The 15,351-nt window shown below is 64.5% G+C and carries 9 protein-coding genes and 1 tRNA gene; 6 read left to right on the top strand and 4 right to left on the bottom strand.

Annotated features, from left to right (window positions below; genetic code table 11):
• Positions 1 to 15 precede the first annotated feature (15 nt).
• The 3 genes from IVA96_RS24160 to IVA96_RS24150 all read right to left on the bottom strand — a co-directional run bounded on the left by IVA96_RS24160 (position 16) and on the right by IVA96_RS24150 (position 1,935).
• Entirely contained in the window at positions 16 to 999 is a 984-nt protein-coding gene (locus IVA96_RS24160; protein WP_247419574.1) for a hypothetical protein, read from the bottom strand.
• Positions 1,000 to 1,017: 18 nt separating this feature from the next.
• Positions 1,018 to 1,641: a DUF6680 family protein gene (locus IVA96_RS24155; protein ID WP_247419571.1), complete on the bottom strand. Its 624-nt coding sequence runs from the start codon at positions 1,639 to 1,641 to the stop codon at positions 1,018 to 1,020.
• A gap of 217 nt (positions 1,642 to 1,858) precedes the next feature.
• Positions 1,859 to 1,935, bottom strand: a tRNA-Arg gene (locus tag IVA96_RS24150).
• A 405-nt stretch (positions 1,936 to 2,340) separates the two neighbouring features.
• On the opposite strand from IVA96_RS24150, the gene IVA96_RS24145 reads away from it, so the two are divergent.
• The 6 genes from IVA96_RS24145 (at position 2,341) to IVA96_RS24120 (ending at position 13,529) form a co-directional block, all read left to right on the top strand.
• Positions 2,341 to 7,545: an alpha-2-macroglobulin gene (locus tag IVA96_RS24145; RefSeq protein ID WP_247419570.1), complete on the top strand. Its 5,205-nt coding sequence runs from the start codon at positions 2,341 to 2,343 to the stop codon at positions 7,543 to 7,545.
• Between the two features lie 9 nt (positions 7,546 to 7,554).
• Positions 7,555 to 9,753, top strand: coding sequence for a penicillin-binding protein 1C (pbpC, locus tag IVA96_RS24140; protein ID WP_247419569.1), 2,199 nt, complete (start codon positions 7,555 to 7,557; stop codon positions 9,751 to 9,753).
• Between the two features lie 50 nt (positions 9,754 to 9,803).
• On the top strand, positions 9,804 to 11,546 hold the full coding sequence (locus IVA96_RS24135) for a glycosyltransferase family 39 protein (RefSeq protein WP_247281053.1): 1,743 nt from the start codon (positions 9,804 to 9,806) through the stop codon (positions 11,544 to 11,546).
• Entirely contained in the window at positions 11,547 to 12,392 is an 846-nt protein-coding gene (locus tag IVA96_RS24130; protein ID WP_247281054.1) for a phosphatase PAP2 family protein, read from the top strand.
• Positions 12,393 to 12,456: 64 nt separating this feature from the next.
• Complete coding sequence (locus IVA96_RS24125) at positions 12,457 to 13,194, top strand: glycosyltransferase family 2 protein (protein WP_247419568.1); 738 nt, start codon at positions 12,457 to 12,459, stop codon at positions 13,192 to 13,194.
• Positions 13,191 to 13,529: a lipid-A-disaccharide synthase N-terminal domain-containing protein gene (locus tag IVA96_RS24120; protein WP_061881543.1), complete on the top strand. Its 339-nt coding sequence runs from the start codon at positions 13,191 to 13,193 to the stop codon at positions 13,527 to 13,529. Before IVA96_RS24125 ends, IVA96_RS24120 begins: the two co-directional genes overlap by 4 nt.
• 9 nt (positions 13,530 to 13,538) lie before the next feature.
• Here IVA96_RS24120 and IVA96_RS24115 read toward each other — a convergent pair whose 3' ends face one another.
• Complete coding sequence (locus tag IVA96_RS24115) at positions 13,539 to 15,230, bottom strand: Na/Pi cotransporter family protein (RefSeq protein WP_247419567.1); 1,692 nt, start codon at positions 15,228 to 15,230, stop codon at positions 13,539 to 13,541.
• Between the last annotated feature and the right edge of the window lie 121 nt (positions 15,231 to 15,351).

The raw sequence follows: 15,351 nt of genomic DNA, 5'->3' as shown, positions 1-15,351 counted from the left end.
TGCGCCCATGACGGGTCATGTGGGCCGCTTGCCTTCGATAATCTCAGCATCCGCGTGCTGCAGCCACTTGTCTCGCACGCCCGATTGCTCGTTCCAGTATGTCCGCAGCTTTTCAACATCGGTCGGACGAACAAAAGGCTGATCTAAGTGTTCGAACTGGTCAAATTGTGGAGTAGGGAGACCTCCCGCACCGTTTCCGTAGAGGATCGTGCCTCCAACGGTATGAGCGATCTTTACGAGAATCCTTTGGGCAGCCTCAATCTGGTTCAGACTAGCGTGGACTAGATTGTCCGGCCGATTCTCGGCGTCGGCCGCATGGGCGATCAACTTGTGCCGTAACTGCAACAGCCCTTTGATGCTGGGATCATCTAGCCCTGCGGATAGTGCATCAAACACTGTGACCTGAATCAAGTCGTCGCGCGATCGATCCGCGGCAGCAACGCCACTCAAACGATCGAAGAGTGCGTGCATTCTCTGCGTGATACCCCACGCCTCCGGGCCTGTCGTCGACGCCCAACCTACCTTGGGGCCAGGCGTCGACATTAGTGCAGAGTAAAAGCGCTCTCTTGCCGGCATAGGATCATACGGTAGTCCATCGTTGCAGACGAAGATTTCTCGGGTGAGGAGTGACCGATGATCTATTAAATCATCGACGAGTCGTCTTATTGAAATGATGGTTTTTTGAGGCTTCGATGCGTTGCGCTCCACCAACTTTGAAATAGCAAGCACTTGAGTTGATAGATAGCCGACATCGAGAAACTCTCCCAGGATCGGCGCGACTGCTGCCGTTGGAGTTTGTCGGGGGGCAAGCCGACGTGCCTCGTTGAAGCACCTGTAGACAACATCATTCCACTGCATCGCGCTGAGTTGTTGCGAAATCGAGTGTATCGGATCTTCGTCCAATAAGCGCAGCCACTCGGATCGCTTGGCTCGGTATAAAATCAGGCGATCCTTGCGAACAACATCGCATGCTTCCGGAGCAAAACCGTAGTCTGACATTAGCGGTCGGTCCTTGGTCTATCCCGCTGCTTTGCCGGATTCGATCGTCACTCGAAGCGAGCCGTCCTCGCCATAGGCTGCCTGCATCCTTTTGTTTAAGTCCATTTGCAGTTCAGCGACAGCAGGATCTCCGGCCACGCTCTTGATCGCCAATGGAAGGTTGAACTCACCCTTGAATAATGCCGCCATGCCGATTCTGATCGCGTTTGCATCTTCCTCCATTTTCCCATGGGCATTCGGGAAATAGATCCGGTTCATTTGGGCCGCGCTGAATGAATAGCCTACTCGTTGACCGATCGCCGCCAGCAGCTTCGTGAAAAGATCGATTCTGCGTTGACCCCACAGGGCATCCACTTCAGTACTCTTCGTAAGGTGCTCGAAGTATTCTTCCCATGCGTCGATGATCGGTTTGTCACCGTAGAAATCGATTGGCACTGCATTTATCGCTTCGACGTGCGCAGCTGTTAGGTTGGCGGCGCGTGTCGCCATGAGGGTGCGGAAGATGTTGAATCTACGGTCCCGCTTTTCGCGATAGCCCTCAATCCACTTCTGCGCCTGAACGGCCAGAATGGGGCCGATCAGTGTGCATGCGGCGATAACAATGTCTGACATTTTCAAAAATGAAGCGGCTTCCTCAGCCATGGTCCTCTCCGGCGAATCAACGAGTGGATAGTGGCACCGACGGTGCGCACCTGGTCCAGCATCATTGCGCTATCCGACCTATTCACAGGCTTGTTGCGCCTCGTGTCGCGCCGAGTCGCCGGGAGTTGTTGGCAGTCCTTGGAATTATTGAGGAATTTTGTGCAACAAGCGCAACACAAGATCGGCGATCATTATTGCCTTAAATACTTGATTTTATTGGCGATCCCGGCAGGACTCGAACCTGCAACCCGCGGAGTAGAAATCCGCTACTCTATCCAGTTGAGCTACGGGACCGTCTTCAGCCGCCCCGGTTTTGAGGGCCGGCTGTTCACCTCCATGCCAATAGGAAAATTCTTGCCTTTCGCCAAGTCTGAACCGAACCGTTTTCCTCAGAGCGGCGACAAAGCGGAACGGTGGCGTGTCAGGGTGCCGGGTCGAGCGGCAGCGCGACGGACGATGGATCACATCTCCGGGAACGCTGAATAGCTTCCGGGACACGGGCGCCCCCCGACTGGTCTCTGGTATTGATGCGCCGTCAGGACACGTGCGCGGAGGTATCTTGATCGGTCTCCTCTGAGCTTGCGTTGTCATGGCGAAGCGACGATTTGCACCCTTGGTTCCATCGCCTTGAGTCCGTCACCTTTCCGCGCACTTCATTTTGCCGCCGCGGCGCTCGTCCGCGATTTCCGGGAGTCCCTCATGATCGGTCTGATCCGCGCCGTCACACTCTGCGCCACGCTGGCGCTCGGCCTTGGCGCAGCGCAAGGAGCCGACAAGGCGTTCAAGCGCGACGATCTTGCCGATTCCGCGATCAAGCTGGAAGCCCAGATCAAGAGCGAGGCGGGACCGGTCGCCAAGTCCATTGCGACGCTGCGCACCGACGCCGACGCCGCATTCCGGCGCAACGACTATCGCACCGGCCTTTCGGTGCTCGGGCAGATTGCGGCGATCACGCCGGAGGATACCGGCAACTGGCTGCGGCTCGCCAAGGTCATCTTCCAGATCTCGCCGAAGAGCTCGAGCGAGCAGACGTTCCTCTGGGAGCGTGCGTCGACCGCCGCCTACATCGCCTATATGCGTGCCGGGAATTCGGGCGAGGAGGCCGACGCGCTCGCCGCGCTCGGCAAGTCGCTGGCCGAACGCAAGCTGTGGCGGCCGGCGCTGGATGCGATGCGGCTGTCGCTGGACATGCGCGAGGTCGCCGACGTCCGCGGCCCGTATGAAAAGCTGCGCGATGAGCATGGTTTTCGGCTGCTCGACTATACCGTGGACTCGGATTCGGCGAGCCCGCGCGCCTGCTTCCAGTTCTCTGAGGAGGTGGCCAAGCGGACCGACTTTGCGCCGTTCCTGGCGTTGGCCGGCACCGACAGGCCGGCGCTGTCGGCCGAGGGTAAGCAGCTCTGCGTCGACGGGCTGAAGCATGGCGAGCGCTACAACATCAACCTGCGCGCCGGGCTGCCGTCGGCCGTGAAGGAGGGTCTGCCGAAATCGGCCGAATTCAATGTTTATGTGCGCGACCGGAAACCCTTCGTGCGCTTCACCAGCCGCGCCTATGTACTGCCGAGGACCGGCCAGCGCGGCATTCCCGTGGTCAGCGTCAATACGCCCGCCGTCAGCATCAACGTGTTCAGGATCGGCGACCGCAACCTGATCAACACGGTTGTGGACAGCGACTTCCAGAAGACGTTGTCGAAATATCAGCTCACCGATCTCGGCGACGAGCGCGGTGTCAAGGTCTGGTCCGGCCAGCTCGCGACCGCGACGACGCTGAACCAGGACGTCACCACCGCATTCCCAGTCGATCAGGCGCTCGGCGAGCTTCAGCCTGGCGTGTACGTCATGACCGCCGGGGCCAAGGGGCCAGGCTCCGACGATGATTACCAGCTCGCGACGCAATGGTTCATCGTCTCCGATCTCGGTGTGTCGGCCTATTCCGGCAACGACGGCATCCACGTCTTCGTCAACTCGCTGGCTTCGACCGATCCGGTCGGCAAGGCCGAGGTGCGGCTGGTTGCCCGCAACAACGAGATCTTGGCTAGCCGCAAGACTGACGACAGCGGCCACGTGCTGTTCGAGGCGGGGCTCGCGCGCGGTGAGGGCGGGCTGTCGCCGGCGCTGCTGACCGTAACTGGCGACAACGCCGATTATGCCTTCCTCAGCCTCAAGACGAGCGCCTTCGACCTTTCCGACCGCGGCGTCTCCGGGCGCGCGGTCCCGGCCGGTGCCGACGCCTTCGTCTATGCCGAGCGCGGCGTCTACCGTTCCAGCGAAACCGTCTATCTCACTGCGCTCTTGCGCGACGGACAGGGCAATGCCGTGACCGGCGGGCCGCTCACGCTAGTGATCGAGCGTCCCGACGGCGTCGAATTCCGCCGCGCCGTGCTGTCCGACCAGGGCGCGGGCGGCCGCACGCTCGCCGTGCCGCTCAACTCGGCCGTCCCGACCGGGACCTGGCGAGCGCGCGCTTTCACCGATCCGAAGGGCGCCTCGGTCGGCGAAACCACCTTCATGGTCGAGGATTACGTCCCCGATCGGATCGAATTCGACTTGTCCGCCAAGGACAAGCTGATCAAAGCTAATGCTCCAGTGGAGCTGAAGGCGGACGGTCATTTCCTCTATGGCGCGCCGGCCTCGGGCCTTCAGCTCGAAGGCGACATGCTGGTCGCGCCTGCGAGCGAGCGTCCGGGCTTTGCCGGCTACCAGTTCGGCGTCAACGACGAGGAGACCACCTCGAACGAGCGCACGCCGCTGGAGAACCTGCCCGGGGCCGACGCCAATGGCGTTGCGACCTTCCCGGTGACGCTGGACAAGCAGCCGGCCTCGACCCGGCCGCAGGAGGCGCAGATCTTCGTCCGCATGGTCGAGACCGGCGGTCGCGCCGTCGAGCGCAAGCTGGTGCTGCCGATCGCGCCCGCGACCGCCATGATCGGCATCAAGCCGCTGTTCGGCGACAAGAACGTCGCCGAAGGCGACAAGGCCGAGTTCGACGTCGTGTTCGTCTCGCCCGAGGGCAAGACGCTCCCCCGCGACGGCCTCCGCTACGAGCTCCTGAAGATGGAGTCGCGCTATCAGTGGTATCGCCAGAATAATTACTGGGAGTACGAGCCGGTCAAGTCGACCTCGCGCGTCGCCGACGGCGATGTCGTGATCGCCGCCGATAAGCCGTCGCGGATTTCGCTGAACCTCCAGCCCGGCCGCTATCGGCTCGATGTGAAGTCGAACGACGCTGACGGCCCGGTGACCTCCGTGCAGTTCGACGTCGGCTGGTACTCTGATGGCAGCGCCGATACGCCGGACCTGTTGGAGACCTCGATCGACAAGCCGCAATACGCCTCCGGCGACACCATGACAGTGTCGGTCAATGTGCGCAGCGCCGGCAAGCTGACCATCAACGTGCTCGGCGACCGCCTGCTGACGACGCAGACCATCGACGTCAAGGAAGGCACCGCGCAAGTCAAGCTTCCGATCGGCAAGGACTGGGGCACCGGCGCCTACGTCGTGGCGACGCTGCGCCGTCCGCTCGATGCGGCCGCCCAGCGCATGCCGGGCCGGGCGATCGGCCTGAAATGGTTCGGCATCGACAAGCAGACTCGCACGTTGCAAGTGAAGCTGACGCCGCCGGCGCTGATCCGGCCGAACTCGACGCTGAAAATCCCGGTCAAGCTCGACGGGCTCAATCCGGGCGAGGACGCCAAGGTCGTCATCGCCGCAGTCGACGTCGGCATCCTCAACCTCACCAATTACAAGCCGCCGGCGCCGGATGATTACTATCTCGGCCAGCGTCGCCTCAGCGCCGAGATCCGCGATCTCTACGGGCAACTCATCGATGGGATGTCGGGCACCCGCGGCCAGATCAAGTCCGGCGGCGACGCCGGTGCGGGCGAGCTCCAGGGCTCGCCGCCCACGCAAAAACCGCTGGCCCTGTATTCAGGCATCGTCACGGTCGGCGCTGACGGCACCGCAGGAGTTAGCTTCGACATTCCGGAGTTCGCCGGCACCGCGCGCGTGATGGCGGTGGCGTGGACCGCCACGAAACTTGGTCGCGCCAACACCGATGTCGTGATCCGCGATCCCGTGGTGCTGACGACGACCCTGCCGCGGTTCCTGCTCAATGGTGATCGCGGCACGGTCAATCTGGAGATCGACAATGTCGAGGGCCAGGCCGGCGACTATGTCGTCAACGTGAAGGCGGGCGGCCCGGTGAAGATGACTGGCAATCCCGCCATCACGGTCAAGCTTGTCGCCAAGCAGCGCAACGCGTTCTCGCTGGCGATTGATGCAACGGCCGCGGGGCAGGCGACGCTCGACGTCGACATCAAGGGACCGAACGGCCTTATGCTCGCGCGTCACTATGCGCTCGACGTCAAGGCGGCGACGCAGGTGTTGGCGCGGCGCTCGATCCGTACCCTGGCGAAGGGCGAGAGCCTGACGCTGACCGCGGATATGTTCTCCGATCTCGTGCCGGGCACCGGCAGCGTCTCGGTGTCGGCCAGCCTGTCGACCGCGCTCGATGCGGCGACGATCCTGAAAGCGCTCGACCGCTATCCCTATGGCTGCTCGGAGCAGATCACGAGCCGCGCGATGCCATTGCTCTATGTCAATGACCTCGCCGCCGGGGCGCACCTCGCCATGGATACCGAGGTCGACCAGCGCATCCGCGACGCGATCGAGCGGCTGTTGGCGCGCCAGGGTTCGAACGGTTCGTTCGGCCTGTGGTCGGCCGGGGGCGACGATGCCTGGCTGGATGCCTATGTCACGGACTTCCTGACCCGCGCCCGCGAAAAGGGCTTTGCAGTGCCGGACGCGCTGTTCAAGAACGCGCTCGACCGCATCCGCAACTCCGTCGTCAATGCCGACGAGCCAGAGAAAGACGGCGGCCGGGAGCTCGCCTATGGCCTCTATGTGCTTGCCCGTAATGGCGCAGCTCCCATCGGACACCTCCGCTATCTCGCCGACACCAAGCTCGCCAACCTTGCGACGCCGATTGCGAAGTCGCAGCTCGCGGCGGCGCTCGCGCTGGTCGGCGATCGTAACCGCGCGGAACGCGTCTATGGCGCCGCACTCGATAGCCTCGCGCCGAAGCCCGCACTCGAGTTCGGCCGCACCGACTACGGTTCGCAGCTCCGTGATGCTGCGGCGCTGGTCTCACTCGCCAGTGAAGGAAACGCGCCGAAGGCGACGCTGACGCAGGCGGTGTCGCGGGTCGAGACCGCGCGCGGGCTTACGCCCTACACCTCCACGCAGGAGAATGCCTGGCTGGTATTGGCGGCGCGCGCGCTCGCCAAGGAGAACCTGTCGATGGAAGTCGACGGCCAGCCGGTGAAGACTGCGCTCTATCGCAGCTACAAGGCTGCGACGCTGGAGGGCAAGCCGCTGAAGATCACCAACACTGGCGATGCGCCGGTGCAGGCGGTGGTCTCGGTGTCGGGCTCGCCCGTGACGCCGGAGCCGGCGGCGTCGAACGGCTTCAAGATCGAGCGCAACTACTTCACTCTCGACGGCAAGCCGGCCGACATCAGCAAGGTCAAGCAGAACCAGCGCTTTGCGGTGGTGCTGAAGATCACCGAGGCCAAGCCCGAGTACGGCCACATCATGGTGTCGGACTATCTGCCGGCGGGCCTCGAGATCGACAATCCGAAGCTGGTCTCGTCCGGCGATAGCGGTACGCTGGACTGGATCGAGGACGGCGAGGAGCCTGAGGATACCGAGTTCCGCGACGACCGCTTCACCTCGGCTATCGACCGCGCCTCGGACTCAAAGTCGGTCTTCACAGTCGCCTATGTCGTGCGCGCAGTCTCGCCCGGCAAATACGTGCTGCCGCAGGCCTATGTCGAGGACATGTATAATCCCTCGCGCTACGGCCGTACCGGGACGGGCACCGTCGAGGTGCGGGCTGCGAAGTGAGCAACGAGGATGAGTGACGCTCTGAACGCGCCAAATTCTCCGCCGTCATGCCCGGGCTTGTCCCGGGCATCTACGGCTTTTGGTGCCGCGGGCAAGAACGTGGATGGCCAGTACAAGCGCGGCGATGACGTAGCCAGCGGCAAGGGCCATCGCGTCCTCTCAGCCGTCGCCCTCACACTCATCCTCGCCATCGTCGGGTTCGTCGCCTGGGTCTACTCCCTCGGTCCGCTGCCACTCGACGAGGCGCGGCAGGTCTCGACCACCATCGTCGACCGCAACGGCAAGCTGCTGCGCGCCTATGCCATGGCCGATGGGCGGTGGCGGCTGCCCGTCGATGCCAGGACGAACGTTGATCCGACCTATCTTAAACTGCTGCTGGCCTATGAGGACCAGCGCTTCTATGCGCATGACGGCATCGACCCGCTGGCGCTGGGCCGGGCCGCATTGCAGCTTGCAACGCGCGGCCACATCGTGTCGGGCGGCTCGACCATTACCATGCAGCTTGCGCGGCTGATGGAGCCGCGGCGACAGCGCTCGCTCTATGCCAAGCTGCGGCAGATGGTTCGTGCGATCGAGATCGAGCGGAGCTTGAGCAAGGACGAGATCCTCGACCTTTATCTCGCGCTCGCGCCTTACGGCGGCAATCTCGAAGGCATCCGCGCCGCGTCGATCGCATATCTCGGCAAAGAGCCGAAGCGTCTGTCGCTGGCCGAGGCCGCGCTGCTGGTCGCACTCCCGCAATCGCCGGAGACGCGCCGGCTTGATCGGCATCCAGAGACAGCCCGCATTGCGCGTGATCGTGTGCTCGACCGCATGGTCTCGGAGCATCAGGTCAGCGCGGAGGATGCAAAGCAGTCCAAGGCCGTTGCCATTCCGAAGCTGCGCAAGCCGATGCCGATCCTGGCGCCGCATGCATCCGACACCGCGCTTTCCACGGCGAAGGACACGCCGGTCATCAGGCTGACGCTGGACGCGAACTTGCAGAAGGTGCTGGAGCCGCTGGCACGTGATCGCGCCATTGCGCTCGGGCCCAACATCTCGGTCGGCATCATCGTGGTCGACAATGAGAGCGGCGACGTGCTCGCCCGTGTCGGCTCGGCCGATTATTTCGACGAGAGTCGGGCAGGGCAAGTCGACATGACTCGCGCTATCCGCTCGCCGGGCTCGACGCTCAAACCTTTCATCTACGGGCTCGCCTTCGAGGATGGCTTCGTGCATCCGGAGAGCCTGATCGACGACCGGCCGGTTCGCTTCGGCTCCTACGCGCCGGAAAATTTCGACATGATGTTCCAGGGCACGGTGCCGGTGAAGAAGGCGCTGCAATTGTCGTTGAACGTGCCCGCCATCGTGCTGCTCGATCGCGTTGGCTCCAGCCGGCTGGCCTCGCGGCTGCGGCAGGCTGGTGGCAATCTCGTGCTGCCCAAGGACGAGGCGCCGGGGCTTGCCATGGGTCTCGGCGGTGTCGGAATCACGCTCCAGGACCTCGTCCAGCTCTATACGGGCTTCGCCCGGCTCGGCACCACCAAGCCGCTGCGCGAGGTCATGACTGACAGGGATGATCGCGAGCCGTTGCGGCTGCTCGATCAGGTCGCGGCCTGGCAGGTCGGCAACGTGCTTCTGGGCACACCGCCGCCCGAGAACGCCGCCCACAACCGGATCGCCTTCAAGACCGGCACCTCCTACGGCTATCGCGATGCTTGGTCGGTCGGGTTCGACGGCCGCATGACCGTCGGCGTCTGGGTCGGCCGGCCCGACGGCGCCCCGGTTCCCGGCCTGATCGGGCGCGTCGCTGCCGCGCCGATCCTGTTCGACGCGTTCGCCCGAACCGGCAAGACGCTCGCTCCGTTGCCGAAGCCGCCCAAGGGAACCCTGGTCGCCAGCAATACCAAGTTGCCGCTGCCGCTGAAGCGGTTCCGTCCCGTTGGGGAATTGGTGCGCACCGGCGGCGAGCAGGCGCTGCACATTCAGTTTCCGCTGAACGGCTCGCGGATCGACGTCGATCGATCGAGTGGTCGGGAGGGCGCGGCGATGCCGGTCAAGGTCGCCGGCGGCGTTCTGCCCATGATCGTCATGGTTAACGGAACCGCGCTTGGCGAGATCGACGGCCGTCGCCAGCGCCTGATCGATCCGCCCGGTCCGGGCTTTGCGCGGCTCACCGTCATCGATGCGACGGGCGCCGCGGACACAGTTGTCATTCGAATTCAATGACCCTGCCTCAAGCGGTTGTGGCGATGGCGGTTTCAGCGTAAGCGGAACCAATGGCCGAGACCTACCCGAGCCCCCGTTTTGGAGCACCCCGCGAGCCGAAAGCGCCCGTGAATCCGGGCAGCGGGCTCGTGCGCATGCTCGATATTGTCACGGCCAGTCACGCCCGTGCAGTCGGCTTTCTGGTGCTGAGTGCGCTGCTGCTGTTCCTGCCGGGCTTCTTCACCATCCCGCCTATTGACCGCGATGAAGCGCGCTTTGCCCAGGCCACCAAGCAGATGGTCGAGAGCGGCGACTATGTCGACATCCGCTTCCAGGAGGATGTCCGCTACAAGAAGCCGGTCGGCATCTACTGGCTGCAATCGGCCGCGGTCGAAACCGCCGCGGCGCTCAAGCTGCCGAAGGCCGAATTGCGCATCTGGGTCTACCGGCTGCCGTCGCTGCTGGGAGCGATCGGCGCCGTGCTCATGACCTATTGGGCCGCACTCGGCTTCGTCACCCGGCGTGCCGCGGTGCTGGCGGCGCTGATGATGTCCGCCTCGGTGCTGCTCGGCGTCGAGGCGCGGCTGGCCAAGACCGACGCGATGCTGCTGCTCTGCGTGGTCGCCGCGATGGGCGCGATGGCGCGGGCCTACCTGTCATGGCAACGCGCCGAGGACGAGACCCATCCGCCCTGGAGCTGGCCGGCGATCTTCTGGAGCGCGCTCGCCATCGGCATCCTGATCAAGGGTCCGCTGATCCTGATGTTCGCGGGCCTCACTATCGTCGCGCTCGCGATCCAGGACCGCGACGCCTCCTGGCTGCGGAAGCTGCGCCCGGTCTGGGGCCTGATGTGGATGCTGGTCCTGGTGCTGCCCTGGTTCGTCGCAATCTTCTGGCGCGCGGGCGAGGCCTTCTTCGCCGATTCCGTCGGCGGCGACATGCTGAGCAAGTTAGGGGCCCAGGAATCCCATGGCGCGCCGCCCGGTCTTTACCTCGCGCTGTTCTGGATCACGTTCTGGCCGGGCGCGCCGCTCGCGGCCATGGCGGCGCCCGCAGTGTGGCGAGCGCGGCGCGAGCCCGGCGCGCAGTTCCTGCTGGCCTGGCTGGTCCCGTCCTGGATCGTGTTCGAGGCCGTACTGACCAAGCTGCCGCATTACGTGCTGCCGCTGTACCCCGCGATCGCGATCCTCACCGCGGGCGCGCTGGAGCGGCGTGTGCTGTCGCGGTCCTGGCTGATGCGCGGCTCGGCCTGGTGGTTCGCGATCCCCGCGGCCGCCTCGATCATCGCCGTGGTCGGCGCCGTGATGCTGACGCGCCAGCCGGCCTTCGTGGCCTGGCCTTTCATCGCGGCGTCGCTGATCTTCGGCCTGTTCGCCTGGTGGCTCTACGACAACAATCGCGCCGAGCGCTCGCTGCTCAACGCGCTGGTCGCCGCGCTCATGTTGGCGGTGACGGTCTACGGAATCGTGCTGCCGTCGCTGACTCCGCTGTTTCCGAGCATCGAGATCGCGCGCGCGCTTCGCAACGTCACCTGCGTGGGACCGAAGGCGGCTGCTGCCGGCTATCACGAGCCGAGCCTGGTGTTCCTGACAGGCACGCAGACGCTGCTCACCGACGGCTCGGGCGCAGCTGACTTTCTGCGGCAGGGCAGCTGTCGCTTCGCCCTGATCGAGCAACGCTCGGAGCGTAGCTTCGTGCAGCGCGCCGAGGCGATCGGGCTGCGCTACAAGGTTGGCACGCGCATCGAGGGCTACAATTTCTCGCAAGGGCGCGCGATCTCGATCTCGATCTTCCGCTCGGAGGGCACCGAATAGATGCGGGCCCCGAACGACATTGGGCCGCCTGCAGGCTATCCCGCGCAATTGCTCGCCGTGTCCTGGCGCGCGCTGGCGCAGCTCGTGCGCACGCCCTCGCATTCGCGCCGCGCCGAGGCCGCCCGGAAGCTGGCGCGGCATTCGCTCTGGCTCAGCGCAGCAGGCGCAGCCCTGGTCATCGTGCTGATGGTCGGGCTCGACCAGACTGAGATCCAACTGATGCCGGCGCGCGGCACGCCAAGCCTCTGGCCGATCCGCATCCTCACCGACTTCGGCAAGGACGAGTATGTGCTGTCTCTCCTGGGCGCTGCGCTGGTGGTCGTGGCCTTCGTCGCGGCAGCACTGCACGGGACCCGCCGCGCGTTGCTGCTCGGCCTCGGCACGCGGCTGCAATTCATGTTTCTGTCGGTTGCCGTGTCGGCGTTCGCTGCCGAGATCCTGAAATATCTCATCGGGCGCGGACGTCCGTTCGTCGGCGGCAAGCCCGATCCGTTCAACTTCGTCCCGTTGGAGGGCACGGGTGCCTACGCCAGCCTGCCGTCGGGCCATGCGGTCGCCGCATTCGCCTTGGCGTTTGCAGTGTCGGCATTGTGGCCGCACCTGCGCGTATTCATGTTCACTTACGCGATCGTGATCCTCTTGACCCGCTTGGTGCTGCTCGCGCATCACCCGAGCGATGTCGTCGCCGGCGCCATGGTCGGCCTGGTCGGTGCCATGGCGGTCCGCTACTGGTTTGCGGCCCGAAAACTAGGCTTTGCCATCCGGGCGGACGGCACCATCGTGCCAATTGCGGGGATGGTCTCCGGCCGCCTCAAAAGGGTTGCCCGCCGGACATCCGGCCCATAAAAGCGGCTGCCTGCCGGACCGCCGGTTCCACGGTGCAGGCCCATTCCAACCCACGAGCCTCGATTTGTCGACGTCCCAGCCTTCGGTTTCCATCGTCGTTCCCGTGCGCAACGAAGCCGAGAACATCGCGCCCTTGATCGAGGAGATCATGGCGGCGCTCGATGGCCGCTGGGCCTATGAGATCATCTATGTCAACGACGGCTCGACGGATGCGACCGGCGAGCGGCTCAGCGCCATGATGAAGCAGCGGGACAATCTGCGTCAGCTCCGCCATGCGAGATCGGGCGGCCAGTCGGCGGCGGTGCGTAGTGGCGTGCGTGCGGCGCGCGGGATGATCGTGGCCACGCTTGACGGAGACGGCCAGAATAATCCGGCGTTTCTGCCGGACCTGATCGCGGCAGTCGAGAAGGGAGCAGGGCGGGTCGGGCTCGCCGCCGGCCAGCGGGTCGGGCGCAAGGACACCGGCTTCAAGAAATTTCAGTCGCGCGTGGCGAACGGCATTCGCAACGCGATCCTGAAGGACGGCACGCGCGACACCGGCTGCGGCCTGAAGGCGTTCCGGCGCGACGTCTTCCTGATGCTGCCCTATTTCGACGGGCTGCATCGCTTCCTGCCGGCGCTGGTCCGCCGCGAAGGCTACGACATTGCCTATGTCGACGTGATCGATCGGCCGCGCCGCTCCGGCGTGTCGAATTATGGCTTTTTCGACCGGCTGTGGATCGGCATCATGGATCTCGCAGGCGTGTGGTGGCTGATCCGGCGCAAGAAGCCGACGCCAGATGTGACCGAGGTGAACGCATGATCATCCAATACGGTCAAGCGCTGAGCAACTATCTCTACGACGTCTTCGTCGCCAAGTTCGATTTCTGGCTCGCGTTCGGCCTCGTCGCGCAATTGTTCTTCACCGCGCGCTTCCTGGTGCAGTGGATCGCGAGCGAACGCGCCGGCAACAGCGTGGTGCCGATGGCGTTCTGGTTCTGCTCGATGGGCGGCGGGCTGATGACGCTGGTCTATGGCGTCGTGAAGCGCGAGCCCGTCATCATCCTCGGACAGTCGCTCGCGACCATCATCTACATCAGAAACATCATGCTGATCTGGAAGAACCGCGGCAGCGCCTCGAAGACGCTGGATCGCTGACCGGAGACGCTAGTGCGGCAGCGCCGACGCCGCGCCTGACGCGGGCAGGGCAGCTGCTTCGGCCGCACTCCTCCGATAGGGCTCACCTGCCGCGTCCAGCACGGGGTAGGCGACCGAGCAGATATGCGAGTGGATGCGACGCAGATCACGCAGCACGTCCAGATGCAGCGACGTGGTCTCGATGGTCTCGGGGCGGCCCTTCCGCAGCCGGTCCAGATGGCGCTCGACCGCAGCAAGCTCGGTGTTGCGCAGCGCCGTCTTCTCTACCAGCAGCTTGCGCGCCTCATTGGCGTCGCCCGACATGAAGACGCCGAAGGCGATCCGCAGCGAATCCATCGTGCGCTTGTGGAAAGCGGCGAGCTCCTCAGCCCCTTCGGCCGAGAATTGGAAGCGCCGCTTGATCTTCTTGGTGGCGAGCTCGCTCAGGCTCTTGTCGATGATGTCGCCGATATGCTCGAGGTTGATGGCGAAGGAGATGATCTCCATCGCGCGCCGCCCTTCGCTCTCGTCGAGGCTGCCTCGCATGAGTTTTGTGACGTAGAGCTTGATGGCCTCGTCCAGGCCGTCGACGAGATTGTCCGTCTTCGAGACCTGGTCGACCAGTGCGCGGTCGCCCGTCATCATCGCGGCCATCACCTTGCGCAGCATGACCTCGACGAGATCCCCCATGCGCAAGGTCTCGCGGGCGGCGTCGGCCAGCGCCAGTGACGGTGTCTCCAGTGCGGTCTCGTCGAGATAGCGCGGGCGGGCCGGATCGGCCTCCTTGACGCGATCGGGCAAGAGGCGGGTCAACAGACGCGACATGATATCGAGCAGACCGATGAAGAGGACGGCGGTGCCGGCATTGAAGGCGATGTGGAAGGCCGCCGTCAGCTTGGCGAGATCGGGCTGCCAGGCGTGCATGTGCTCGGCGATCGCGCCGAGGAAGGGCAGGACGAGAGCAATCCCGATCGCGCGGTTGATGAGATTGCCGACCGGCAGGCGGTAGCTCGCGGGATCGTCGCGCCTGGCGCCCTCGAACACCGGATTGATGGCGCTGCCGAGATTGGCCCCGAGCACCAGCGCCAGAGCCGCGGCAGGCGAGATGAACTGCGAATAGGCCAGCGACATGATCAACAGGACGCTGGCGACGCTCGAATGTACAGCCCAGGTGACGAGAGCGGCGATAAAGATGCACAGAATGGGGTCGCCTGTTATGGCCGACATCACGACGCGCACGCCGCGTGCGTTCTCCGCCGGCGCCAACGTGTCGAGCAGGATGTGCAGCGAGAGCAGCATCAGGCCGAGGCCAATGCAGACTCGGCCGATGTCCTTGATCCGGGATCGCGGGCCGGAGCGGAAGGCGACCAGGCCGAGCACGAACAGCACCGGGGCAACGGCTGCGATGTTGAACGACAGCACCTGCACGATCAGCGTCGTGCCGACATTGGCCCCGAGCATGATGGCGAGGGCGGCAGCGAGGCTGACGAGGCCCTCGGCCGCGAACGAACTGGTGATCAGCGCCGTCGCCGTGCTGCTCTGGAGCAGGGCGGTGAGCCCGAGGCCGGCAGCGAAGGCGCTGACGCGGTTGCTCAGCGCCTTGCCGAGCAGGCGCCGAAGGTCGGGACCGAAGGCGCGCAAGATCCCGCTGTGGACCATGTGCAGGCCCCACAGCAACAGCGCCACGCCGCCCATGAGATCGAGCAGAACCAACGTTCCCATGCTCCGTGTCCGGATTGGAGTCGATTGGTGAGGCTAGCGCCAAACGTCGGCGGATCAAACCATTTGTTGGCGCGTCGGCGTTAACGTTTACGGCGCGTGCACGTTCCCCCGGCGCGCGATG

The sequence above is a fragment of the Bradyrhizobium sp. 159 genome (assembly GCF_023073795.1).
Lineage (GTDB): Bacteria > Pseudomonadota > Alphaproteobacteria > Rhizobiales > Xanthobacteraceae > Bradyrhizobium.
This window is presented reverse-complemented; position numbering and strand designations above follow the sequence as displayed.